Origin of the sequence: Pelagibius sp. Alg239-R121, from assembly GCF_947331435.1 — a bacterium.
Taxonomy (GTDB): domain Bacteria; phylum Pseudomonadota; class Alphaproteobacteria; order Kiloniellales; family Kiloniellaceae; genus Denitrobaculum.
Window position 1 is genome coordinate 42,483 of sequence record NZ_CAMZOF010000017.1, and the last position, 24,657, is coordinate 67,139.

At 55.7% G+C, this 24,657-nt stretch carries 24 protein-coding genes and 2 pseudogenes; 11 read left to right on the top strand and 15 right to left on the bottom strand.

Annotation, left to right across the window (positions count from 1 at the left end; translation table 11 throughout):
* Positions 1 to 169 precede the first annotated feature (169 nt).
* From QMZ18_RS35065 to QMZ18_RS35080, 4 genes are all read left to right on the top strand, one after another.
* On the top strand, positions 170 to 397 hold the full coding sequence (locus QMZ18_RS35065; RefSeq protein ID WP_282611109.1) for a helix-turn-helix domain-containing protein: 228 nt from the start codon (positions 170 to 172) through the stop codon (positions 395 to 397).
* 283 nt (positions 398 to 680) lie between these two features.
* Positions 681 to 890, top strand: a complete 210-nt coding sequence (locus QMZ18_RS35070) for a hypothetical protein (RefSeq protein WP_282611110.1) — start codon at positions 681 to 683, stop codon at positions 888 to 890.
* A gap of 186 nt (positions 891 to 1,076) precedes the next feature.
* The gene (locus QMZ18_RS35075; protein ID WP_282611111.1) at positions 1,077 to 1,619 is read left to right on the top strand and encodes a hypothetical protein; all 543 of its coding nucleotides are present in this window, start codon (positions 1,077 to 1,079) and stop codon (positions 1,617 to 1,619) included.
* Positions 1,620 to 1,949: 330 nt separating this feature from the next.
* Positions 1,950 to 2,939 carry a tyrosine-type recombinase/integrase gene (locus QMZ18_RS35080; protein WP_282611112.1) on the top strand — a complete coding sequence of 330 codons (990 nt, stop codon included), beginning with the start codon at positions 1,950 to 1,952 and terminating at the stop codon, positions 2,937 to 2,939.
* A 259-nt stretch (positions 2,940 to 3,198) separates the two neighbouring features.
* On the opposite strand, the gene QMZ18_RS35085 is transcribed toward QMZ18_RS35080, so the two are convergent.
* On the bottom strand, positions 3,199 to 4,059 hold the full coding sequence (locus tag QMZ18_RS35085) for a bifunctional 2-polyprenyl-6-hydroxyphenol methylase/3-demethylubiquinol 3-O-methyltransferase UbiG (RefSeq protein WP_282611113.1): 861 nt from the start codon (positions 4,057 to 4,059) through the stop codon (positions 3,199 to 3,201).
* 46 nt (positions 4,060 to 4,105) lie between these two features.
* Between QMZ18_RS35085 and QMZ18_RS35090 the strand changes: the two are divergent.
* Positions 4,106 to 4,360: pseudogene (locus tag QMZ18_RS35090) on the top strand (helix-turn-helix domain-containing protein); the annotation flags it as partial.
* A 74-nt stretch (positions 4,361 to 4,434) separates the two neighbouring features.
* Here QMZ18_RS35090 and QMZ18_RS35095 read toward each other — a convergent pair.
* From QMZ18_RS35095 to QMZ18_RS35125, 7 genes and pseudogenes are all read right to left on the bottom strand, one after another.
* Positions 4,435 to 5,439 (bottom strand): annotated as a pseudogene (locus tag QMZ18_RS35095) (transposase); the annotation flags it as partial.
* A gap of 440 nt (positions 5,440 to 5,879) precedes the next feature.
* Complete coding sequence (locus QMZ18_RS35100) at positions 5,880 to 6,944, bottom strand: histone deacetylase family protein (protein WP_282611114.1); 1,065 nt, start codon at positions 6,942 to 6,944, stop codon at positions 5,880 to 5,882.
* Complete coding sequence (locus tag QMZ18_RS35105; RefSeq protein ID WP_282611115.1) at positions 6,941 to 9,046, bottom strand: proline/glycine betaine ABC transporter permease; 2,106 nt, start codon at positions 9,044 to 9,046, stop codon at positions 6,941 to 6,943. The genes QMZ18_RS35100 and QMZ18_RS35105 overlap by 4 nt, the downstream gene beginning before the upstream one ends.
* Complete coding sequence (locus tag QMZ18_RS35110; RefSeq protein WP_282611116.1) at positions 9,033 to 10,115, bottom strand: glycine betaine/L-proline ABC transporter ATP-binding protein; 1,083 nt, start codon at positions 10,113 to 10,115, stop codon at positions 9,033 to 9,035. Before QMZ18_RS35110 ends, QMZ18_RS35105 begins: the two co-directional genes overlap by 14 nt.
* 61 nt (positions 10,116 to 10,176) lie before the next feature.
* Positions 10,177 to 11,115: an ABC transporter substrate-binding protein gene (locus QMZ18_RS35115; RefSeq protein WP_282611117.1), complete on the bottom strand. Its 939-nt coding sequence runs from the start codon at positions 11,113 to 11,115 to the stop codon at positions 10,177 to 10,179.
* Positions 11,116 to 11,135: 20 nt separating this feature from the next.
* Entirely contained in the window at positions 11,136 to 12,878 is a 1,743-nt protein-coding gene (locus QMZ18_RS35120) for a choline dehydrogenase (protein ID WP_282611118.1), read from the bottom strand.
* A 35-nt stretch (positions 12,879 to 12,913) separates the two neighbouring features.
* Positions 12,914 to 13,291, bottom strand: coding sequence for a cupin domain-containing protein (locus QMZ18_RS35125; RefSeq protein ID WP_282611119.1), 378 nt, complete (start codon positions 13,289 to 13,291; stop codon positions 12,914 to 12,916).
* 106 nt (positions 13,292 to 13,397) lie between these two features.
* Between QMZ18_RS35125 and QMZ18_RS35130 the strand changes: the two genes are divergently transcribed.
* On the top strand, positions 13,398 to 14,339 hold the full coding sequence (locus tag QMZ18_RS35130) for a LysR family transcriptional regulator (RefSeq protein WP_282611120.1): 942 nt from the start codon (positions 13,398 to 13,400) through the stop codon (positions 14,337 to 14,339).
* 497 nt (positions 14,340 to 14,836) lie between these two features.
* On the opposite strand, the gene QMZ18_RS35135 is transcribed toward QMZ18_RS35130, so the two are convergent.
* From QMZ18_RS35135 to QMZ18_RS35145, 3 genes are all read right to left on the bottom strand, one after another.
* Entirely contained in the window at positions 14,837 to 15,631 is a 795-nt protein-coding gene (locus tag QMZ18_RS35135; protein ID WP_282611121.1) for a phosphodiesterase, read from the bottom strand.
* A 20-nt stretch (positions 15,632 to 15,651) separates the two neighbouring features.
* Entirely contained in the window at positions 15,652 to 16,506 is an 855-nt protein-coding gene (locus QMZ18_RS35140; protein WP_282611122.1) for a DMT family transporter, read from the bottom strand.
* Positions 16,507 to 16,719: 213 nt separating this feature from the next.
* On the bottom strand, positions 16,720 to 17,376 hold the full coding sequence (locus QMZ18_RS35145; RefSeq protein WP_282611123.1) for an SOS response-associated peptidase: 657 nt from the start codon (positions 17,374 to 17,376) through the stop codon (positions 16,720 to 16,722).
* Positions 17,377 to 18,151: 775 nt separating this feature from the next.
* On the opposite strand from QMZ18_RS35145, the gene QMZ18_RS35150 reads away from it, so the two are divergent.
* From QMZ18_RS35150 to QMZ18_RS35160, 3 genes are all read left to right on the top strand, one after another.
* The gene (locus tag QMZ18_RS35150) at positions 18,152 to 18,466 is read left to right on the top strand and encodes a DUF1127 domain-containing protein (protein ID WP_282611124.1); all 315 of its coding nucleotides are present in this window, start codon (positions 18,152 to 18,154) and stop codon (positions 18,464 to 18,466) included.
* Between the two features lie 199 nt (positions 18,467 to 18,665).
* Entirely contained in the window at positions 18,666 to 19,013 is a 348-nt protein-coding gene (locus tag QMZ18_RS35155; RefSeq protein ID WP_282611125.1) for a hypothetical protein, read from the top strand.
* 132 nt (positions 19,014 to 19,145) lie between these two features.
* Positions 19,146 to 19,652 carry a GNAT family N-acetyltransferase gene (locus QMZ18_RS35160; protein ID WP_282611126.1) on the top strand — a complete coding sequence of 169 codons (507 nt, stop codon included), beginning with the start codon at positions 19,146 to 19,148 and terminating at the stop codon, positions 19,650 to 19,652.
* Positions 19,653 to 19,721: 69 nt separating this feature from the next.
* On the opposite strand, the gene QMZ18_RS35165 is transcribed toward QMZ18_RS35160, so the two are convergent.
* Genes QMZ18_RS35165 through QMZ18_RS35180 form a run of 4 tightly spaced genes read right to left on the bottom strand, consistent with a single transcriptional unit; the run spans position 19,722 to position 21,552 of the window.
* Positions 19,722 to 20,036, bottom strand: a complete 315-nt coding sequence (locus tag QMZ18_RS35165) for a hypothetical protein (protein ID WP_282611127.1) — start codon at positions 20,034 to 20,036, stop codon at positions 19,722 to 19,724.
* Positions 20,036 to 20,287, bottom strand: a complete 252-nt coding sequence (locus QMZ18_RS35170) for a hypothetical protein (RefSeq protein WP_282611128.1) — start codon at positions 20,285 to 20,287, stop codon at positions 20,036 to 20,038. Before QMZ18_RS35170 ends, QMZ18_RS35165 begins: the two co-directional genes overlap by 1 nt.
* A 44-nt stretch (positions 20,288 to 20,331) precedes the next feature.
* A complete protein-coding gene (locus QMZ18_RS35175; RefSeq protein WP_282611129.1) occupies positions 20,332 to 21,315 on the bottom strand; it encodes a DUF6602 domain-containing protein in 984 nt (327 codons plus the stop codon).
* A gap of 51 nt (positions 21,316 to 21,366) precedes the next feature.
* Entirely contained in the window at positions 21,367 to 21,552 is a 186-nt protein-coding gene (locus QMZ18_RS35180) for a hypothetical protein (protein WP_282611130.1), read from the bottom strand.
* A gap of 720 nt (positions 21,553 to 22,272) precedes the next feature.
* On the opposite strand from QMZ18_RS35180, the gene QMZ18_RS35185 reads away from it, so the two are divergent.
* Together QMZ18_RS35185 and QMZ18_RS35190 are read left to right on the top strand one after the other, a co-directional pair.
* Positions 22,273 to 23,322 (top strand): IS110 family transposase, encoded by a 1,050-nt coding sequence (locus QMZ18_RS35185; RefSeq protein WP_282611131.1) that lies wholly within the window; start codon positions 22,273 to 22,275, stop codon positions 23,320 to 23,322.
* A gap of 271 nt (positions 23,323 to 23,593) precedes the next feature.
* Complete coding sequence (locus tag QMZ18_RS35190; RefSeq protein WP_282611132.1) at positions 23,594 to 24,565, top strand: IS110 family transposase; 972 nt, start codon at positions 23,594 to 23,596, stop codon at positions 24,563 to 24,565.
* The last annotated feature ends 92 nt before the right edge of the window (positions 24,566 to 24,657 follow it).

Sequence of the window (24,657 nt, forward strand, 5' to 3'; positions counted from 1 at the left end):
TAATCTTCAGCGTCAACTAAACCTCCGCGACGTCTTCAAGCACAACCGAAGGCATGCCCTGGATGAGTGGCGTCACCGATGCCGTTTGAAAATATTTGCCAAGAGCAACCCAGATCTCGCACTTTTTTCTGACAGAGCCTGGAATCGTTCCCCGAGATCTGGATTGCTCTTGGAAAAGATTTTCCGCCGTAGCCTGGAGGGGCGGCACAGTGCGTCGCACCTGCCGGCAGTGATTGATATGCTGCTTCAGGAGCCGCTCGTCTCGCTCCCGATGATCGCTAAGCGTCTCGGAACGGCTCACAACTCCGCCACGCGGTTCATGGCCGGCCTGATGAAGACGAGTGCTATACGTGTGATCGCTGCGCGGGCACACTTTAAGGCCTATGAGATCACTTAGGTCGTTCGCCGCGCGGTAGAATCTACAGCCTCGCCAGCATCCTATACAGCTTGCCAATTGATAGTTCGAAATTGCCTGGTTCAATCATCGTGGACGCTGGTCGCGGCGGGCATATCCCCGTCTCGACGTAGTACCCCACTTAATTTTACGGTTTGTAAACGAAAGATGTTTAAACATATATTGATTAGTATAAACATTCTTTCAAGTACGCGAACCACCAGTACCTGGGTTCAAAGGACAGGTGATCCGCGAGCGGTCGAACCGGAATCTGATGGAGCGCACCATGAAAACCAGTCACCAGCTTCCCAACTCCGGCAAACGCTTCCGGCAGAGTCCCGCCGAGCGGCCTGACCGCCGGATTGGCGCCGGGATTGCCCGTTGGCGCCAACGGTGCGCCGCGGTTTGCGACGAAAATCGAGATGTCACCTGCCTTATCGTCGTCGTTGCGCCCTTCGGTTCTCGCAGAATGCATCTCTATGAAAAACCAACCTAGTAAATCGCAGAAAACAGAAGGCCCTATGAACAGAGCTGGTTCTTCGTCCATCAGACGGCGAGGCTGTTTATTTTGTCTGCTTGATATACGCAACATCCGCATACACAACGCATGCATTCCGTTGTCTGAGCATCGATATTTGGTTCGCAAGCTACGCGATGTCACCACTCAATGAGGAATTGAAAGATGAACATCAATACTGGTACTAACAATCTCATTCGCCATGCCGAGTGGTTACGAGGCGTAATCATTTGCAGCTTCGGGCATGTCGATTTCCTTTTAACAGATCTCAACATGCGCTGCCGGTTACTACCAGAATATGCCGAAGTAACCTCGGGCCCGTCACGCTCACTGAATTCAACGATTACCCGTACGAAAAAGTTGTTCGAGACGACCGGCCCTCTAAACGCATACGCTGAGGAAATGCTCGCGCTCATTGAGCGCATTAGGGTCTACGAGGATGCTCGACATTATATCGTGCGTGGTCAGATGGTTGTTAATACCGGAGACACTGCACTCGCACCGATAATGTTTCAGGTGTATCAGAATGGGAGGAAGGACGAGCCTGAGAAGCTTAAAGCGATTCCATCCGACGCCCATCAGCTCGAAAAGCTTAGCCTCGAAATCACCGAATACTGCCGCCAGATGATGATACTCTTGGAGCGAATCAATCGAGAGCAGTTTTATGGTTCAACTTATGCGCAAAGCCCCCCGTCACAGCTTCACTGAAGAGCTGGTAGATGGCAGCTTAGCGCATCACGAGTATCCTCTTAAGAAGACATCTTAATCAGAAGACATCTTAATCCAATCGCAGAGACCTTAGAGAATTGCCTCCCCACTTCTCCCGAGTCATGCACGAACGGTTGGCCGTTCGATCACCATTCAAGGGAGCCGTTGCGTGCGCTAACGATTGGTCCCCGTAATACTCAAGTGTGCGCTCTCGGTCCGGCTGGGCCAATGAGTTCACCTGACGGAATGACACCGCTCTTGCACTCGTGCTATAAGACGGACATAAAGGACGTTATGTCCGTCTAACTGTGGTGTCCATGAGGTACTGTCTTGAGCGCTGACAATCTGCCCGTCGTGCAATCTACTACAGCTGTCACCGTGGGCGACGAGCCTCTCGTCCCGCGCTTGGTGGCCGATGCCGGCGACGCGGCCGCGAAACGCTTTTTGGAATTCTTTGCCGTTACTATCCGAAATCCCAACACCCGCACAGCCTATATTCATGCTTGCCGTCGGTTCTTCGGCTGGTGCGATCGCGCCGGCATTGGTCAGCTCGTCGATATCGAACCGATCCACGTCGCGGCCTACATCGAAAACATGACCGTCAACTACGAAGCGCCTTCGGTCAAGCAACACCTGGCAGCGTTGAGGATGCTGTTTGACTGGCTGATCGTTGGCCAGATTCTCGCCATCAACCCGGCCCATGCGGTGCGTGGGCCCAAACACTCGACCTTGCGCGGCAAGACGCCGGTCCTGGTGCCCGAACAGGCTCGCTTGTTGCTCGATGTGATCGAGCTCAAGAATGAAGTCGCTTATCGGGATCGGGCTCTGATTGGCCTGATGGTCTTTTCCTTTGCACGGATCTCGGCCGCCCTCTCCTTGCGCGTTGAGGACTATGCCCCACGTGGAAAACGTTGGTGGCTCTCGCTGCGGGAAAAAGGCGGCAAACGGCACGAAATGCCGGTGCATCATACTCTTGAGGCTTATCTGGATGACTATATTGAGATGGCCGGATTGAAAGAGGACTCCAAGGGGTTTCTTTTCCGTGCCGCAGATGGACGCCTCGGACGGCTTACCAAACGGCCATTTAATCGTAAACGAGCCTGGGACATGGTGCGGCGGCGCGCCCGCCACGCGGGGATCCATGAAAAGATCGGCAATCACTCCTTTCGGGCAACCGGCATCACAGCTTATCTGGACGCCGGTGGCGCGCTCGAAAACGCGCAGGGCATGGCGGCGCACTCTGATCCAAAAACCACCAAACTCTACGATCGAACGGGCGATGAAGTGTCATTGGATGAGGTAGAGCGCATCCAGATATGAGTTTCTCAAAGAGGTATGAGCTGACTCGCTTATCACAAAAGCCCCGCCACAAAGAATAGTAGGAAGATGTTTTGGAGCGCCACGGGGAGAGAATTCAAACTGATCCGAGTTTGAAGCCAGCCTCTTATCGAGATCATTAAGGGTCACGCCAGCATCCCGCCTCCACGACAGCGAGAAGCACTGCTTCGAAATTAAAGTGAGGCAATTCGGTCAGTGAGCAGAGTGTGATCACTTCCCGACCGTAGTCCGTGTACTAACTCTATTGAACCTTCTTGATTGCCAACGACAGCGTCGGCAGGATGGTGGCGCCCGTGACAGCTTTCAACGCACGAAATGCCATGATCGTCAGCTTTTTGGTTCCGGCCTTTCGGACGCTGCTTGAGCGTCGGTACCATAGATCGATATCATCCTTTACGCCGAGCTCCGACGGAGCCAGAAATTCCGACCGCCGTCCCTTACGATCCAGAATATTGCTGATCTCTTGAGTCGTTCCGCCACGGATACCCTTGCGCAGCAACTCCTGCCATGAGACATCGCGCTTGATCCGCTTCGAAAATCTGCGGGATAGTCTAAACGCCAATCCATCGGGCAGATAGTTGATCAGGGGCAGCCCGGTGGTATGCATTTCGACCGGGAACCAGCGGTAAGGCGTCTGGTCGAGAAAAATAATGCCGGCCTCTTTCAAATAAGACCAGAGCACCGGCAGCATCGTCTCGCGCTCCTCGGGCAGAAGGTGCTCGAACACCGCCGAGAAGATAATGTAGTCGAATTGACCAATATCCGTCGGCAGGCGGCTAGGTTCAGGTGAAAGTGAAAAAGTGACGCGAGCTTCCACACCATAAAACCTGGCCCGGTGGCGAGCGAGTTCGACCAACTCCGGCACTAATTCCACACCAACGATTTCTGCCTGGGGAAACATCCGCGCGAGCACCATGCTGGAAGCACCACTCCCCGGACCAAAGTCAAGCAGACGCCGTCCGGTGAAATCTTCTTGCTTCAAGAAGCTGAGAATGTCCCAGTGAAGGGAGTGCTGAACATAGAGGGGCTGTTCGTCCCGCATGATTTCATCACAAAGGTAGACCGGGCCTTTGACCTGCGGCACATGCTCGATCAACTCCATTGAGTTGTGTGGTTCGTAGACATCATTTCACCTGTTATGGTGTTGGATGGATGCGGATCAGAAGAAACGTTTGGGCTGGGTTCAGCTTTATGAAGAGCTCGGCGATGCAGGTTTGGTTTGTCGCCGCTGCGGGATTTCCAGACCGACGCTGCGCAAATGGACCAAGCGGTATTCGGACGCAGGCTTAGAAGGTTTACAAAGCCAGAGCCGTCGCCCTCGCAGGTCTCCCAGTCGTAAAATATTCGTAGAAGAAGAACGGCTGATATTGGCGTTACGCTTGGACCGCCGCCTGGGCATCAAACCGCGACAGGTCCAGTCCTCCTTCCTTGCGAAGTACCTTTTGAACCCGTCCTTGCCGAATGCCTGCCGACCCTTCGAGATATTCCGCCAGTATGGCTTCAACGCCTGACCGCCAGGGCATTGGTATTCATCGGCCTCGTGATCGTAGATGAAGTCAGTGGCTGGATACGAGCCGTCCTTACGCTCAGACTTATCGAATACCGGGATATGCGGCTCAATACCTTCGTCTTCGACGAGCCAGCCCAACATGTCGGCGGAGCCGTAAGCTGTGTCGGCCGCCAGTATCGCGGGATACAGATCAAACCGTTCCTTTGTGCGCCTGATCATCTCTTGCGCGGCACCGGCTTCAGCTTGGCGGATCGGCGCGGTCGCCTCGACATCAACGATGACGGCGTTCTCAAGATCAACGAGATAATTCGTCGAGTAAGCGAAGAACGCCCGGTCGCCGTTGGCACCGGTAAAGCGTGCTGCCGGGTCCGAGGGCGAGAGCGCCTTTGGCCTCACCTGTGTCGCCCCGCCAAAGGCCGCATCATCAAGCGTCTCGAGATACTCCCGGACCGCCCGTGTCGCCTCGTCAGGTGGAGACCACTCTGCCGCTTCAACTTTGGTGTAACGGCTCGCGTCAGCTTTGATCAGCGAGGCGTCAACGCCGAACTGGTCGCCGCCAACCAAACCCTCGGCGATGCAGCGCGCCAGAACCTGCTCGAAGAGATGACGGAACAGGTCACTATCGCGAAAGCGGCCATGGCGGTTCTTTGAGAAGGTCGAGTGGTCCGGAACCGGATCCCCAAGGTCGAGGCGACAGAACCATCTATACGCCAAGTTGAGATGCACTTCCTCGCAAAGCCGGCGCTCAGACCGGATGCCCATCGTGTAGCCGACAATCAGCATGCGGATCATTAGCTCCGGATCGACTGACGGACGGCCCATCGAGCTATAAAAGGGAGCCAAGTACTGGCGGACACCAGCAAGATCGACGAACCGGTCAATCGACCGCAGCAGATGATCCCGCGGCACATGCGTTTCGATCGAAAACTCGTAGAACAACGCACCCTGCGCCACCTGCCGCGGACCCAGCATCGCCTCAACCCTCCCTTAGCACGGGAAAATTGAATCAGCAGAAAACGTCCGGCTCAAGCAGACTTTTTCAACAGCATCCGGGACAAAGCCGCCGTTTGGATTGCTGATATGAAAGTCAGCTCCATTGCGGTTTGCAGACTCTCGGAGCGAATTGCACACAAATTGCACGCGTGGAATGCTTAGCTTCTTGGTAACGTTGACGGATTAACCCAATCCTCCATGGGCGCAGTAGAGAAACGCCCGCCTCGGTGGCTGCGTTCAGGGGCATTCATAGGTCTCCTCAGCTGCGCCCTCGACCGGAACGGACCCGCTGTGAATACTCTACGCTCACAGTGTCTGTTCTGCCAACCTACCCAGGTCCATAGAAAGGAGGTCGGCGGCGTTTGGGTCGGGCTGACTTGAGGCAGGGAGCATCACCAAGAAGCTGATCGACATGTCCATCATTCTTGAACCGTCACCGTCGATTGCTCTGCAGTACCCTCGCAGTATCCGGTGATGACGTTGGCAACGTTTGTTCCGAGCGACTCCATCGCGTAGCCACCTTCCATCACGAAATGAGTGGGCAGGCCGGTGGCAGCAAGGCGTTTGCCGACATCGATGTAGTCCGCGGTCTGGAGTGTGAACCCGCCAACCGGGTCGCCTTCGAATGTATCGACACCCAGCGAGACAACGAGAACCTCAGGTGCATATGCCAAGATCCGATCAAGAGCGACTTGAAGCGCCCTCGCCCACTCTGTGTAGTCTGTTCCGCGAGGCATTGGCAGATTGAGGTTAAATCCTTTACCCGCGCCCGTGCCGGTTTCAGTGTCATACCCCATGAGGAAGGGGTATTCATCCTGCGGTCGGCAATGCAGCGAGGCAAAGAACACATCCGCGCGATCGTAGAAGATGCGCTGCGTACCGTTGCCATGGTGGTAGTCGATATCGAGCAGGGCCACACGTTTTGCGCCGGCATTCAGGTGCGCCTGTGCAGCGATGGCTGCATTGTTGAGATAGCAGTACCCGCCCGCAAGATCCTGCGAGGCATGGTGTCCGGCCGGACGGCACACCGAAAAGACAGCTTGCTCGCCAGCTTTCATTAGGTCCACTCCGGTCAGGGCAATATCCTTGGCGGCGTTGATCGCCGTCCAGGTGCCCGCAACGAAGGGCGCGCAGACATCGAACGTATAGCAGCTGAGCATGGAATGTACGGATGCATTCGGAACCTGGTCCATGCCCCGCATTCCGAATGTATAAGCCGTGGCAAAACGCCCGGGGCCGAATTCCTCCTCCCAGAGCGGATAGCAGTGCTGCAGAAAGCTGACGAAAGCAGGGTCGTGGATCTGATGCACGACATCCAACCCGTATACGTCAGGTGCGACGATATCTGTGAACCCGGCCGCTTTCAGCCCGCCCATAATCGCATCCATGCGTTCGGGGCATTCAGACATCGGAATCATCTCGTCATAGCGCATTTCCATGGCCCCTGCATGGCCACGGTGATCTTCCGAATAAACGAGTTTCATGCCGCACCTTTCTGAAGTCGTGCTTCGTGATTGCGTTGCCAGGCGCGGCAGAACCTGTCGGCCGTGATGGCGATGATCGCCATGCCGAGACCCGCAACGAAGCCCTGTCCGAAATTGCCCGCACTAAGACCGACATAGACCTCTTGTCCGAGATCGCTTGTGCCGACGAGAGCTGCGATCACGAGCATCGCCATGCCATACATGATCGTCTGGTTCAGTCCCAGCATGATATTGGGCAGCGCCAGTGGCAGTTTTACCTGGAGAAGAAGCTGCATGGGCGTAGCACCGATACAGGTTGCTGCTTCAACCACATCCTTTGAGACATGTCGCAAACCGTGCTCGGCATAGCGGAAGGCTGGAACGTAGGCGTAGGAGATGATTGCAAGAAGCGCTGTAAAGTCGCCGATCTTGAAAAGCATCACGATGGGGATCAACAGCACGAACGGTGGCATGGTCTGCAACGTGTCGTTGATCGGGCGCATTAAACGCGAAAACCAGTCATTCTGCGCAGCGATAATCCCGAGGGTTGTGCCAATAAGGAATGAAGCGAGGACCGCCAGCGTGGTCAGATGGATCGACAGCATCGCCTTGTCCCATGACCCGGAGACCAACAGGAATGAGAGCGCCAGCGCGGTGCCGGTCGCCAAACCCGAACCGCCCATCCGCCAACCGAAATAGACAAGGATTGCCACGCTTGCTGGCCAGGGCATGTCGGCGATGCCGACCAAAAGCACCAGCGCGCCAAGCACGACAGCGATGGCGAGCCTCACGCGCCCAGCGTGGATGGCCGCCACGGTTCCAGCCAGGACCAAGACTGCATATACCGCCGTGTGCCAGGGTTGCCACCCAAACCCCCACGTGAACGGGCTGACGGCCTTGTCGAGACCGATCTTCAGCGGTAGCATGACAAAGAAGATCACGCTGTTCTTCATGGCTTCGAGTAGCGGCTTGAATGCCAAGATGAACCACTGGATTGCCTGATCCAGCGGCTCGGCGAGATCAATCTGCCAGGTCTCCGGCCACGCGCCCAGGATGGGCAGGGCCGGGCGCAGAACGATCAGGAGCGCAATCGAGCCGGCAATGGCGAACCAAAACCCGTAGCGCTTCAGGAAACCCCGGTGTTCGAGGCCTCTGCCCTCGCGCTCTGCCATTCCGAAGGTGATGCGGTCGAGGATCATTGCCATCAGAGCGATGACGATCCCCGCGACAAGGCTTGCTCCGAATTCTGCCTTGCGCATGGTCGACAGGACTTCCCAGCCGATATCAGCGGTGCCGCCGATCATCGACGCGATGATGACCATCGAGAGCGACGCCATGGTCGTCTGGTTCACGCCGACCAGGATCTGGCGCCGGCCGGCAGGGAAGCGGACAAGCCAGAAGAGCTGCGCGCGGTTAGCCCCCGACATCTGCCCGGACTCGATGATGTCAGAGGGCACATCACGCAACCCGAGGATCGTGTTGCGGACCATCGGCGGGAAGGCAAACAGCACCGAGGCCACCAGGCCGACAACCGGGCCGAAGCCGAACAACAGAAGGATGGGCAAAAGGTAGGCAAAAGCAGGCACGGTTTGCGCAATTTCGAGAACCGGGTTCAAAGCCCGTTCGACCCGTTTCGAGGCGAATCCCCAAACGCCCAGAACGAACCCCACCAGAACGGCCAATGGCACCGATATGAAAACCAGCGCGAAAGAATTCATCGCCTCGGTCCACAACCCGACGGTCAACACATAGACAAGGCTGAGGGTGGTGAAGACAGGAAGCCCTGCGCCCCGTGCCTTGAAGGCCAAAGCTGCCATGACCAGGACGAAGCCGCTCCACGGCAGCCAATGCAGCGTTTCCCGGATCCACCCCATGGGGTATGTGAAAACCAGCGTTACGGTCTGGAAAACTGCCCTGAAGTTGGCGACGATCCAATCCATGCCAATGTTGAACCACGCCTCCACCGGAAGCTGCAACGCTTCGGGAAAGGTCTCCAGCCAGTCAAACTGCGCCTGTGCCAGAACGCACAGCAGTGCGAACACGATCACCGCGAGCCAGCCCGCCCGGACATCGGCCCGGACCTTCGCGGTCGGAACCGTCTGGATTGCGTCAGCTTGCGACATGGGTGTTGTCCTGTCCAAGTGCGGCGAGGGACTTGATCAAGGAAGCCGGTGTCACGATCCCCAAGTCTGCGCCCGTCGTGTCATGGACGGCAACACCGTCAGGATGTGCGGCCAGTTTGCTGATCAGGTTTTCAACCGGCTCCTCGGCGGCAACCTGCGGCATGGTTGACGCATCGCCATTTGCGGGGACTGCGCAGGCGGCGGTCTTCAACAGCCTGATCCGCGGCACCTCGGATGTGAAACGCGCCACATACTCGTCCGCCGGGTTCAGGATCAAATCGGTCGGGGTTCCGATCTGCACGACCTTTCCGTCGCGCATAATCGCCATGCGGTCAGCGATGCGCAATGCCTCAAGGAAATCGTGCGTGATGAAGACGATGGATTTGTGCAGCACCCGTTGGATGCGCAGGAATTCGTCCTGCATCTGGCGACGGATAAGTGGATCGAGCGCTGAAAACGGCTCGTCAAGGAACCAGACGTCAGGCTCCACAATGAGCGAGCGGGCAATGCCGACCCGTTGCTGTTGCCCACCCGAAAGCTGCCCCGGCAACGCATATTCGCGTCCCTGAAGCCCCACCAGCTCGATGACGCGCTCGGCTTTCTGTCGCTGCTCGAGGAGAGGTTTTCCTTGCAGTTTCAACGGGAACGCCACGTTTTCCATGACCGAGAGATGCGGCAGAAGACCGAAATTCTGAAAGACCATGCCCATCTTGTGGCGCCGCACCTCGATGAGTTCCTTGGGCGATTTTGCCAGAAGGTTGTCCCCGTCAAGGAGGACCTTTCCGTAGGACGCGTCCACCAGCCTCGACAGGCAGCGAACAACTGTCGACTTGCCCGAACCGGAAAGACCCATGATCACGAAAATCTCACCGACATGAACATCGAAGCTCACGTCGATGGCGGCCGGAACGTGACCTTCGGCGCGCATCCGCGCTGCAAGACTGTCGACATCAATCGAATAACCGGATGTGTCAAAGTAATAGTCGAGTTTCGATCCGTAGACTTTCCACAGGTTTCGGCACGATAGCTTGACAGCACCGGTCGTCGTAGCACTCGACTGGTCGATCATTTGGACCCTCCCAAGTTGGACGTCGGCAACCCGGCTCGAAAGCCGGGTGCCTTGGTCTGGTTCATTGAATCCAGGGGGTCCATGTTGCTTCGTTGTCAGCGATCCACTCGGCGACGACCTCTTTCAACGAACGCCCCTTCTGATCGATTTCGTTGATCATGATGTTCTGCTGTTCATTGTTCAGGGTGAACTCTTCGATGAACGCAGCGGCGTTCGGCCATGTCGCGGCGAAGTTGTTGGAGACGATCTTGTTGACGCTGGCCTGTGAAAAGCCGCAGGCGGTGTCTCGAACCTGTTCTTCCTCGATGCATTCGCCCTCCACCTCGTTCCATTCGACCCATTTCATGTCGACCTCGGCAAACACCCAGTGCGGCTGCCAGAACATCATGATGATGGGCGCTTGCGAAGCGAGTGCGCTTTTGAGTTCGGCAACCATGGTGCCTTCTGACCCACCGGGAACAGGATTGAACGGCAAGCCGATCCCTTCAACGACCGACTTCGATCGAGTGCCCCAGTCTGCGGGATAGGTAATCAGTCGGCCATTCGGAAAGGTCTCTGCTGTGGCGAATGCCTCGGCGCAATCAAAAAGCGCCTGGTAGCTCGGAAGTCCCGGACACGCCTCTTCCATGTAGGCGGGATAGATCCAGCTTTCGCGCGGCTCTAGCCCCAGGCTCCCCATGTTGACGATGGCACCCGTCTGTAGGCCGTCGGTATAGATGTCGGTGACAGAGTTGTCCCAGACCTCCGGATTGAGGTTGATTTCGTTCTGCGCCAGCGCAGTGAACTGAGGCAGCCCTCCGGCTGTGACAAGCTCGACGTTATAGCCCATCTTCTTGAGCAATTCGGCGGCGATGTTGGCAGAGATATGTTGCCCGGTCCATTCGTTGATCGCGATGCGGATCGGTTCATCGGTTTCCACCTGTGCCCACGCAGCAGGCCCGCTCAGTGTGAACGCGCTCAGGGCAAGCACGCCAATCGCTGTCTTCGGGGTCAGTTTCATTTTTCTCTCCTGTTGGTCGGTTATTGTGGCGCGCCTTGAAGCAGCGCAGTACGCAGCGCTTCTCGGTCCTTCGCGTAGTCACGCGTGATCGCGGAGGAACGCTGGCACGTCGCCCAGTTCGGATCGGCCAGGATCGGGGCATCCTCGATCGGAGCGAGGCGCTGCCCGCGAACCAGATCGGCGGCGCGTTCGGCCATGACCAGTGTCGGTGCATTCAGGTCGCCGGCGGTCGCCCGAGGCATGACCGAGCTATCCACAACGCGCAGGCCCTCGAAACCCTTCAGCTTCATCGTCAGAGGATCGACGACAGCGTCGTCGTCAGTGCCCATCCGGCAGGTGCCGCACGGGTGATAAGCGCTTTCCACCTTGTCCTTGAGAAATTGGTCGAGACAGGCGTCATCTTTGCATGCCGCGCCCGGCGCCAGTTCCTTGCCACGGTAGGGCGCAAGGGCTGGCTGGGCAAATATCTCGCGCGTCAGCCTGATGCAGGCGCGCATTTCAAGCCAGTCATCGGGATGTGTCATGTAGTTGAACCGAACCCGTGGGAGGTCCTCCGGCATTGCGCTGCGCAGCTTGACCCAGCCGCGGCTCTTTGAGCGCTTGGTGCCGACGTGTACCTGGAAGCCGTGTCCTGTGGCCATGGACTTGCCATCATAGGAGATTGCAAGCGGCAGGAAATGAAACTGGATATCGGGATAGACGATCCCGGCCCGGCTGCGGATATGGCCACCGCTTTCAAAGTGGTTGGTCGCGCCCAATCCCGTGCGGGTCATGATCCAGCGTGCGCCGATAAGTGCCTTTCCAAAGGGGTTCATATACGAAAAGAGCGTCACGGGTTCGCGGCACTCCATCTGAAGATAGATCTCCAGATGATCCATAAGGTTTGCGCCCACGGCGCCCCGGTCGGCGATCACAGGGATCCCATGCTCCTTCAACTGCTGCGCAGGACCGATCCCGGACCGCATGAGGACGGCAGGAGACATGATCGATCCGGCGCTGAGGACAACGTCGCGACCGGCTTTCGCTCTCATCGGCTTGCCATTCTGCGAGAAAAGAACACCCGTGCATCTGCCGTCCTCGAAGGTCAGCCGGTCCACCAGCGCATGCTTGATCACCCGGACATTGCCGCGCCTCATGGCAGGGTGCAGATAGCCCACCGCCGCGCTCGACCGGACGCCATTGCCAACCGACATTTCCATCGGGCCGAAACCCTCATGCTGACGGTCGTTCATGTTCTCGCTGACGGCATAGCCAGCTTGTCGGCCTGCTTCCACGAAGGCACGGTAGAGCGGATTGGCCTCTGCACCACGCCGCACCGAAATCGGTCCGTCAGTGCCTCTGAGTGACCCGCCGCCCCGAACGTTTTCCAGCCGTCTGAAGTAAGGGAGCACATTGGCCCAGTGCCAACCATCGGCACCAAGCGCCGACCACAGCTCGTAGTCCATCGGATTGCCGCGCACCCAGCACATGCCGTTGATGGACGACGACCCACCGAGCCCCTTGCCGCGTGGAAGGTTCATCACCCTGCCATCTAGGCCCGGCTCTGGCTCGGTGGTCATACCCCAGTTGAAGCGCGTGGTATTCATGGGAATGGACAGCGCAGAGGGCATCTTCACGAAGATCGAGTTGTCGCTGCCGCCGGCTTCCAGAACAAGGATCCGCATTGAAGAATCCTCGCCCAACCGCGCCGCCATGACACAGCCAGCCGAACCGGCGCCTATGATCACATAATCATAGGTCCCGGCATCCGCGGTTTCGCTCACGCTGATCGATCCTGGCATTTTTCTTCACCCAACGGTCAATCAATCATCACGTAGTATTTCAGCATCGGCTCGGACTGTTTCCAGAACCCACGGAAGCCTTTGGGCACAAGAAAGGCGTCACCCGCACGATAGGTTTCAGAGAAGTCGTCGTTTTCAAGTGTGACGGACCCCTCCAGCACATACATGAATTCGTCGCATGGATAATCTTCATAGAAATCCGTGTAGGGTTCTGCCCTCCAGATGCCGGCACGAACACCGGGCGTTTCCCGCCTGAAGTAAATGTGATCCTGTCCGACCGCTTCGCCTTCGACAAGCTGTGCAGTTTCCAATGGCACGTTCGGACTGGTGGTCCAACCTTCGGGACCGCTGGCCAAGAATTTCACCGGGTTCTTCATGTTCGGGAATCCATTCATTTGTCTTTTCTGGTCGGTGTTTCCTGGAAACTAGTGAAACCCGATTGGATTCCAAAACGACAAATGGTAATCCTTGGTAACCTCGAGTTACCTAACATGTTTTCCGATGCTCCCTCTGACAGCCCTTCGAACCTTTGACTTGGTCGCCCGCCACGGCAGCTTTTCAAAGGCCGCGCGGGAACTGAATGTCACCCGACCGGCGGTCAGCAAGCAGATCCGGAAGCTCGAGGTACTGCTCGGCCGCCAGCTTGTCATTCGAGGGCGTCCGAGCGTCACCATGACGGAATCCGGGCGTCAGCTCGCTTCAGGCCTGTTGCAGGGGTTCGACCTGATCAGTGCAACCTATCAACGTGCACATGAAGAACAGGATGGCGCAAACAGTGTCCGGATTCTTGTCGACTGCGATTTCGCGTCTTCATGGCTGGCCAAGCATATCGGCGGCTTCCTCGTAGAAAATCCCGGTGTCGCAATCGAAGTCGTGGCCGACCGCAATGGCCAATTGCGCCGTGGCGAGAACTTCAGTTTTCGCATCTTTTATGGCCCGGCTGGCCACTTCAACTCTGGCGACCTGATCGAGGAGGAGCTCTGCGACTGGGTCGACATTCCCCTGTGTACGCCCGACTATGCCATCGAGCACATGTCTGATGGCAAGCTCCTTGACACCGCAAGATTCTTGATCGACCGGAACTATGACCCGCGCAACGCATGGTTCGCGCATAGTGGCGTGGCCGATCCCGGGCCCCGTGTTCAGGTTTCCAAGTTCAACGATACTTCGATGTGCCTGTCCGCGGCCCTGTCAGGCTCCGGCATCACCATTGGCGATAGCTTCATGGCGCTTGAAGCCATCGAGAGCGGGCGCCTCATAGCGCCGTTCAAGCTGGGGCTGCGAAGCACTGAACGTTACGTGATCTGCCGTGCGGCGCGGCGCTCGCCATCGAAGGTCGAAGCGCGCTTTCAAAAATGGCTTTCGTCAGAAGTCGACCAGTATCAAGCCAGCGTGGAGAGCATATTGATGACGCAAGGCGTTACAGTGCTCTCAGCAAGATGAACTGTTTGGAACGGCAAGTGGCTTTGCAGGTTGCAAGCATGCCGGTTCGGCCGCAGCGATGACGCCCCTTCCGTTCAGACGGCGCGTACGCTCAACGAGAAATCGTGCCTAGAGGTCGATCTCGCGGAATTGGCCCGAGCGCTTGGTCACGAAATTCATGCGAAGCAGTACGAAATCACGCGATCGAAACGTGAACACGTGCTGCACACGACGCCTCTCAACGCACTGAAATCCTGGCAAAATCGTCACCATCCATCACTGGGCAGCCGTAAAACGCGTCTTCGAATGACCGCTTCTCCGGGGTTTTCGGCCGTTGGTGCATTTTGCAACATCCGTCAGTTTGGGCTCGCTCCGGACCTTTGCTGCAAAAGGTACCAAGGTCGGCAATGCGGATAAAGTTAGTTTTCGCTGCGGCTGCGCCGACGGCCGCTTTCACGGTTGAACGATCTTTGGCATAGCTTCCGAAAGCACAGAAACAAAGCTGGTCATCAACTCTGTTACAAAGAGGCAGTAACGCCCAACTGATATTCGCAGAACTGATCGTATTTCAGATTCACTGATGCATCCGCTAGATGGACTACCCCAATATTGGGTGCTTCCTTGCATGGCTTGAACGTGTCCCAGTTCCATTCTGGGCGAGGCGGTGGCGCTTGGTAGAGCACGGAACGCATGGTCGAGAACGGAATGCCCCCGACCGTGCCGGTTATGGGCCGGTGAACATGACCAATGAACAAATACTTCACGCACTTGAATCCAGAAACTAAGTCTATGAATGCTTGTCCGTTCTCCATATTTTCGGTGTCTTGCATCGGCAAACCGAGTGGCATTGGCGGATGATGCATGAACAGGAATACGGGGGTGTTTTCAGCGTCGCTAAGTGTCTCGCGCAGCCATTCCCTACGTGCTGGACAGAACTCTCCCGCATCTGATCCCGTTTTTTGCGTGTCTAGACAGATTAATACTCCATCGGGTGTTGCCACCTTATACTGAATGAAATCTGCCATACCTGTGTCTGGCAGTGGTAGAATCTGTCTGAACAGGTCTCGTTTGTCATGGTTGCCAACCATGGGACGGTAGGGAATAGCGAGGCCATCCAATTTGGCCTTTACCCCTTCATAGTCAGCCTGCGTCCCACGGTTAACCATATCGCCGGAAATGATGCACATCTGAGCATCTGAGTGATGATCGTTGATGTGGTCTATCGCTGCTTGAAGTCGGATGCGCGGGTTGTGACCCAGCACGTCACCTTCCTGCGTGAAATGCGGGTCTGACATCCATATTAGCTTTGTCATCACGACATCCAATCCAAGGTTTATGACTTTGACGTGCGCAGGAGTATTGCGCCAGAAATCGTAACAAATGTCGTGATGACTTTGACGAAATCAAGCCGCTCTTTCAGAATGCCGACCCCAATGAGTAGCGCGAAAACAATAGATGTTTCGCGCAGCGCGGTGACAAGTGCAATCGGCGCTTGTGTGAAGGCCCAGATGACGAGCCCATAGGCGAGGAATGACGCTGTCCCGCCTATTAAACCAGTCATAAAAACGGAACGATTAGATTTCAGAATATTGAAGGTACAAGGCCGCATTAAGGCCGTCCATATCATCAAGGCGACCGCATTCCCGATGGCCGCCCAAGCCCAAAACCCGAGCGCACTCGTAGCCACCCTAGCGCCGATACCATCCACCAATGAATATGCTGCGATGAATGCACCCGTGCAGAGGGCCATGATGGCGGCACGTGAGTTGCGGGTTTCGTCGGCGCGTCGCACGAGTGCGAGAGACACAAGGCCAAGTGCTATCAAAATGACGCCCGAAAGCTCTAGGCTCGTAAACGAGACTCCCATGACCCCTATTGAAACCGCCGTGACAATTAGCGGAGCAGATCCACGTGCTATCGGATAGACGAGGGTGAGGTCGCCCGCACGATAACCCGCTATGAGAAAAAGCTGGTAACCTAAATGCAAAGCGACGCCACCGATGATCCAAGGTAAAGCGGCCATGTTAATGGGAGGCGCGAACGGCAAGACCAATATTGCGAGAGGAACGTGACCAAGCACAACCGCCAACATGGTTGCGTGCTTATCGTCACTTCCTTTGATCAAAGAATTCCAAGTTGCGTGCAGGAACGCTGCAAGTAGCACCGCAAGAAAGACGGATGTGGTCAATGAATCTCTTTCCAATAGTCCGTTGAGCTGAGATGTAACGCGAAATTAGTTCGATGTGCAATCATCGTGTCTTTCTAGAAGCCGACATTCATCCCGGTCGCAGCATCGGTGACTCTGGGCTCCTTCCGTTCCTTCGCTGCGATCCGCACGAACGGCATCAATGAAGAACCCCCCGTTAGCGTAGGATTCTGCACTGTCCGGCATCAGACCCCTTTAAGCCGGTTCTGCCGGTTCCGGCGGATCCATCACTAGCAGCTCGTCGGTACTCCTGCCGGCGATCGCGATCGCTTCGTCAACCGGTCCGGAGAGATAGCCTTCGATCGCGCCCGGGCCGGGAAGGATCGCCGGCACCCGGTGATGAAACGCCCGGAAACGAGGACCTGGTTCCGTCGTGATGATCGTGAAGCTCAGCAGCTCCAGGTCTTTGTTGTAGTCGTATAGCCCCGCGAGCATGACTGGCCCGCCGCCGGCGAGCGTGACACGGTGTTTGGTCTTGCCGCCCTTCGGCCCCGTCGACTCGTAGAAACAAGAAGTCGGTATGACACAGCGTTGCTTCTCAAGGGCATGCCGATAGGACTTGGTCTCGCGAACGCCCTCGAGCTTGGCGTTGAAGGTATCGAAGGCCTTCTCTGAAAGCGGCTTGCGCCACCAGAAGGGAACCAGGCCCCATTGGGCTTCGGCAGCCTCGCGGACGTCATTGCGGTCGCGGATGATCGGTGTTCCGTTCCATTCGCCCGCGGCCTTCGTCTTCTTGCGCATCGGAAAGCGGTCTTTCCCGCTGAAGAGCGGCAAAGGTTCATTTGTCGTCAGACGCGCCAGGTCAACGATGTCTTGCCAAGAGAGGTTTGCCGTATCGAATGAGCCGCACATGCTGTTGAGCTCGACGAGAAACGGTCCCATACAAAAAAACAGGGCCGGTGTGAGTCCCGGCCCTGCTTAGGTTGAATTTGCGAAGTTGAGCCTGGGATTGGCTCATTTCTTTTTGTGGCTTGGGGAAGCTCACGCTACAATTCTAGATAATCACAACCTGCTATCAACAAAAATTGTAGGTTGCATTGCTCTTAACGGAAAAGTTGTCCGGCCGGGCCTGTGGGGGTCGAGTCCGGTAGGGGGCAGAATCGTACGATAACGAATGCAGCCATTCGTTCGAGCTGCAACGAAGGTCCGGAAAGAGCCCTCCACGTAGAATGCTGCGCTCCGAACCAAGGACGCAGAAGGACTCCAAGCTGCCGTTTACTGAATTACGTATAGTGTTAACTGCGCCTTCCGTTAAGGTCGGAAATGCGGACGGATCGAAATGGAAATTCCGGACCTTAGCCGCCGTTCGCACCAGGCCTCAGGTTTTGCAGCTACGATCCTGAAAGCTGTCATTGGGGTAGATTCCGGCTAGGGGCAGACCCCATCTACACAGACTTCCCATCGATAGTTCGAAATTGCCTGGCTCACTCATCGTAGACGGTGATCGCGGCGGATATCTCCTCATCTCGATGTGATGCCCCACATGATTTTACGGTTTGTAAACGAACAAAGTTTAAACGTACACAAATACGTGTAAACACTTTTACGGGTCTGCGAATCGCCGATCCTGGGTTCGGAGGATCAGGTGATCCGCAAGCGGTCGAACCGAAATCCAATGGAGGACTCCATGAAATTCACCTACCAGCCTCCCAATCCCGGCAAACGCTTCCGGCAGAGTCCCGCCGATCGGCCAGAACGGCCTGACCATCGGATCCGCGGAATCCTAGGCTTCGTCCCTGGTATTGGCGTCTTACTGATCGTCGTGCGCTGCCGGATTATCGACGAGATTGCCCGTTGGCACCGACGGCGCACGACGATCCGCGCGCTCCGGGATTTAAATGACTACTACCTGAAGGACATCGGTCTCGACCGCTCTCAGATCGAGGCGACGGTGGAGGAGATGATCGACGAGACGATCTACACCTGCGATCGGCGGGCATGAACTAAACACACTGCTTACCAATCGACAGATCGCATAAGCGAAAAGAACCATGAAGCCAATAGAATTGTCCCAGATATGCGACGGTCACCCCGTTGCTGTTTTTGCAAAACACTTTAGTGAGTTGGATCGTTCAGTCTGCCCAATGGCCCCATTTTGGTTAGACTTCGACCCCATGCGGGTAGCCAGGCTCTTGCAATGGATGATGCTCATTGGGCGGCAGGATGTAACCTTGGAAGGTCATGTCATTCGGATCATGGGGGAGGGTGTTAAACAGGTATTTTCGGTGAACCTGACAAATATGAATCTGGGCACTGTCTTCGATAGGGAAACGATCGCAATCCGTTGGAGAAATGTGATCGACGTCGCCGAAACGCGGAAGCCTTCATTTCATACAAGCTGCGTTCCGGTCGAATCTCGAAGCTTCATTCAGCTTTATCGCGGCTGTTTTCCCTTTTGCGACGAGAACGGCGATATCATCCGCCTCATCGTCGTTGTTGCACCTGTCGACGTTCGCGGAATGCATCTGTACGAGTATCCAACCGATTGATTCGCTGAAAACAGACGACCGTATGAGCAACCGTGGTTCTTCACGGCGCGACGGTCGGAGAGCGGCATCACTTTGTAAGGAAGAAAGTATAGCTATAGGCATTTAACCCAAGCACACCATGAGTAGACACGGATGACAGCAAAAATTTTTATAAAGCCTATACGCACTGAAAACATCGAAAGTTTCCATCAGGCGCTCGATAAAGTTGCGCGTGAAAGAAAGTACCTCGCTTTTCTTCAATCACCCCCGCTGGAGGAGGTCAGAGAATTTGTTCTCAGCAATATAGAGCAGGGCAATCCGCACCTGATTGCGTCAATTGAAGGTGAGGTCGTGGGTTGGTGTGACATCCGACGACACCATTTACAATCTCACGCGCATCGCGGAACGCTTGGTATCGGTATTGTCCCAGAGTTTCGCGGCAATGGTTTAGGTACGAGGCTTATAGAGCTGGCGATCGAATGCGCGACGGAAACCGGGTTTTCCCGCATTGAATTTGATGTCCGCGCAGATAATTTTCGGGCAATTGCCCTATACGAGAAAACTGGATTCGTCAAAGAAGGTGTTCTGCGCAACGCCGTGTTAGTCGACGGAGAGTTTTTTGACGTCGTCGTAATGGCTCTTGTCCTCCAAAGTGACTGAAGACGGCGTTCTATCCTATTCCAACTTCATTGCTCCAACCTGTTGCGGCACCGACCTAGACACAGCGGCTCATGAGCCCGCGGCGCGCATCTTCAACGGTTCTTCGTCCCGCAGATGGCTGTCGTCATCCGGTGCCCAGGTATCCGGATCCGGATACCATGTCTCGACGACATACCGATCCTGGAGCAGCAAGTTGATCGACCGCGAGCCGCACGCGCTGCAGACGATCTTCTCGCGCAACTCCCGTACGTTCACGAAGGGCGAGAGGGCAGGGCGGTTGATCAGATCGTTTGGATCGATGTGGTTCTTGTGGCGGCAATCTTCGCACCAGGCGCTTAGAATGATATTGGCGTCTGCCATGGCGCCGAGGGTCCAGTAATCCACTATGCGGACCTTTCCTTGTATTCGGCTATCCGCCGGGAGATCGTTGACTTGTTCACGCCTAAGACCTCCGCGACCTCTTCGTAGGTTGGTAAGCTGCCGTCCTTGTGGGGCGTCTCCAGCAGCTTTACAGCCCTCTCGATTTGTTTATCACCGAGCTTTCGCTTGCGGCCGAATTTGGTGCCCTTGGCCTTGGCTGCCTCCAGTCCGAAGCGGACACGATCTCTGACACGCATGGTGGAAAAAGCAGTCATTCGAGTTCGGTTGCCCAACGGTCAGCAGAGCGGTGGTGAGGTGACTACGGTTCAATTACGCGATCAAACTCCAATCCAAATGGGTATCCGCCGACAACATCTTTTGAGAACCGGCGCCCAGTCCCCAGTCGAGAGAGAACGTCTAGGATGAAAAGTGCAAAACCATTCCGAGACCATTCAACATCGACTCCACGGTAGTTTCCTTGCTCGCCCTTGGCTGCACGCGATATGTGCCTGAGAAAGAAGTGTTGCTGATTGATGTTCGCGGTTTTTCGAATGTCCAAGATTCCAAAACTTGTTTCGTTTGGAGCAGCAGGTTGCCCGTCGACTACTGTTATTTCATCTTCAAGGAAATTCTTGAAAAGCGGGCCTTTAAGCGGTGAACCGTTGACTACACCCTGAAAGCTCTCAAGTTTTCCTGATGCCTCCTGATGTGGCGTGCAGCGAAGGATGCAGCCTGTGTTGAGCATGCGCGTCGGGGCGCCGTTTGGAATAAGGTTCTCAAGGATGCGCAGACTTTTCTTCGGAAGGGTTTCTAACTCAAAGAACACAACACCGCTGAAGAAACCCTTCCGAAGAAAACTTGTGATCGACGATAGCTCTTGGAGTTTCTTGGCCGCATCATTAGCAGAAGCGGGTGTCGCTCTCGCCTTTACCTCGAAGACTGCCATAACGCACTGTGCCGGTATCATCTTCGGGGTTCCGGTCCTGGATCTATCTGTGTCTTGGTCTGAAACCAGGACTGGCGCATTCAGCTTGTCATAGATTATCAGGTCGTAGTGGTACTCGATCGGGTGCTCCTCCTCCAGCACGGGAGGTAAGATGAACCCGGAAGTAACACCGTAACGATCAGGTAAAAAGTCACTAAGCCAGCTTCGCAGGGCGGATTCCGCTACATTTCCGTGTTCAGTTATTAGAGGGCGGTTTCTGTTTTCAAACTTTGCCAGATCGTAGCTCGCGAGCATTTTCCGCCGGTTGAGTTCAAATCTTTGCCAGCCTGCAGTTTTGTAGGTCTTTGGTGTGCTCATGAGGGGTGCATAAATAGGCTGTATTCAGGCTCGGAACCACCAATTTTAACATCAGACGCCAATGTCCGCATAGCGGAGCTGGCTTAACTTTGCAAAGCTCACTTCCTGCGTTTCACTGTCGTTCGCGGCAAACGGTGTATTTGTTGAATTGGGCTCTTTCCGGTCATTCGCCGCGATCCGCACGAACGGCAGCAATGAAGAAACCCCCGTTAGCGTAGGTTCTGCACTGTCCGGCATCAGCTCCCAAAAAGCGTTGTTAGGATCCTAAGCATCTTTTCTGAAAACGGTAGTTTTGCGCGGGTTTTCACGCTCACAACTGCTGTTCTCGTCGAGCTATGCGCAGAAGACACGGCCAACTCCCCGCCAGATCGACGAGAGAGATACGCCGCGCGCCGAACAGAGATGGGTCAGCTCGCCCCTGCGGGTCCGGGCTTTATTCCGCTAGCCGCTACGGCGCCAAGCTCCACGGAGCCTAAAAGTCTCCGCCCATTCGGGTGACTATCCCTCTCGTGCGGCCTGCGGCCTTCAAATTGAGCCCGGCGCGATCGCGCCGGCCACGGTGTATTGAGGAAATCCCCGGTAGTCCGGGTGGCGACGGTTCCGCTTAGCCGAGTTCAGTCACCTATTCAACCGGCCAGGGCCGGTCCTCTACTTCGTTCCGGCCGCAAGCGATGACCAGGTGTCTGAACACGGCACACGTCCCCTTTTCGTCGCCCCCCTTGCATATTGAAACCGCAACGTTTCATCGCTTGAGATGTTGTTGCCTTACCGGGGTGGCCACCCCGGTAAGGCTCAGCGACTTGGGCCGTCGCCCTCCAGGCCTGAAGGGCCGTAAGGGAGCTTGGCCGGGTCGCTGCTTGGGAAACCGATCTGAACAGTTACCGTAATTGAGCGACCCAGGAAGGTATCTATGCTTCATGGGTAATAAGACGTGAACCTCAATACGGAGCCAAATTCATGAATTTCTATATCGGATGCGATGTATCGTTAAGGACCATAAGCGTATGCGTCATGGATGCTGCAGGGAAGATCCATTTGCGCAAAGATGTGGCGGCGTCTCCCGATACACTTTTTGCCCTGCTCGGTCCTTATCGCAATGCCTGTTTGGTTGGTCTGGAGGCCGGCAGCACGACCAATTGGCTGGTGCGGGCATTACGCAATTTCGGTGTGCATACGCTGTGCCTAGAGGCTCATCATACGCGCAAAGTTCTTTCGGCGCAGCCGGTGAAGACAGATCGTAATGACGCCGAGGGTCTTGCTCAGCTCCTGCGCACGGGATGGTATAAAGAAACGCATGTGACACAAGAAGATACACAGGAACTGAAAAGTTACCTTGAAGCCCGGCAAACGGTGAAAAACAAGCAGCAGGACATCAAAAATGCTATCCGGGGATTAGTGAAGCCGTTCGGCGTTATCCTTCCCAAGGGGTCGGGGTCGTTGTGGCCGGGCGCGGTCCGCGAACGCCTACTGCACGAACGCTTTGGCCTTTGGGATGTCATCGACCCGTTGCTCACAGCATATGAGTCATTGTGCGATGCCGTATCTCGATACGATGCGTTTATCAGGAAGTACGCGCGCAACGATGAGGTATGTGCGCGGTTGCAAACGATAGACGGTATCGGGCCGATCAACGCGTTTGCCTTCAAGACCGTGATTGATACGCCGGACCGCTTCTCGTCCAACCGGGATGTCGGTGCGTATTTGGGGCTAACGCCGCGCATTTACGCTTCGGGAGAAAGCGAACGTCGCGGCGGGATTACCAGGGCCGGATCATCCATGATGCGGTCACTGCTGTTCGAAGCGGCGCAGTCACTGCTCTCGCGCACGAAACGCCTGTCTTCTTTGAAGAGCTGGGCGATGCGGCTATGCAAGAAAAAGCCAACTAAGCTCGTTGTCGCGGCGTTAGCTCGCAAGCTCGGGGTATTGATGTTGGCCATATGGAAAAACGGAACAACGTTTAACCCGAAAAGAACAACCGTTGCTGCGAATATGGCGCAAGCAGTTTGAGAAACACGCCTCCTGGATGAAGGCGTATTACGGAGCATAGCTTTTTTCATTGAGAATGCAGGCCTACGGGGACAGAAGAGGCAAGGGAACAGGACGACCTTCATCTTGCACCGGAGAGTGCGTTGAACAGTTTATCCGTTCCGTTGACTTGAGGAACAGTAACTTGCAGGGCGTCATTCTTCATAGACGTCACTGCGAAGAGAAGATTTTCTTCCCCCTACGTTTGACAAGCTCAATTAGAGAAGATGAAAGGGAATCTTAGATGTCCCGTATGCAAGGTGAGAAATCTCCCAAACCGGCTGTCCGCGAGCCAGTATATGGCGGGATCGATGTCGGTAAAACCCGTCTCGACGTTCATATCTATCCAACCGGTAAAGCTTTTTCGGTAACAAATGATAAAACCGGCCTACGACAACTCGGATGGTGGTTGATGAGTCATGGTCCTGAGCTGATTGTTGTAGAAGCTACCGGTCGCTATCATCGGTTGGCTCACCGGTATTTGCATGATGCCGGTTTTTCCATTGCCATCCTCAATCCATACAGAACCCGTAAATTCGCCGACACCCTGGGCAAACTCGCTAAAACCGACGCGATCGATGCTGGGGTGTTGGCGCAGTTCGCTGCGATCATCCAGCCGGATGCCGTCAAGCCTCCTGCTTGTTTTCTTGAAGCCCTTCGAGACCTCGTCGCAGCGAGACGACAGATATGTGATGAGGTGATTGTTTTGAAACAGAGATTGGGGGAAACATCTCATACCCTGGCACTTCGACAGATAAAAAGCCGCCTCAAGATCTGTTGCCGGCACCAAAAAGCGCTCGAGACTGAAATACATCGTCAGATCGCCCTAGATCCAGCCCTCGCGCGGTGGTTCCGTCTGCTGATGTCGCTTCCCGGTGTCGGGTTCGTTACGGCCGCTGTTCTGATTGCTGAGCTTGAAGAGCTCGGCCAAGCAAATGCGGCGCAAATCGCAGCACTTGTCGGCGTTGCTCCCATGAATAGGGACTCCGGTATGTGGCGTGGGAAACGCTCCATCCACGGAGGACGGAAAACGGTCCGCAATGTTCTTTATATGGCTGCCCTCAGCGCCATGCGCCTAAACCCGGATCTTGCTGCTTTCTACGGACGGCTCCGCGCTACTGGAAAAACCTTCAAGACCGCCATCGTTGCCGTCATGCGAAAGCTCGTGATTCTGGCCAATACCCTGATCCGCGAAAACCGTGAATGGACGCCAGTCCGTCCTTGATTCTCCACACAGATGCTCCCTTCGCTGCGGTGAAGTTCTGACGACCTTCACCCCACCAAGGAAGAAGGTCACACCCCACTGGCGAAGAGAGG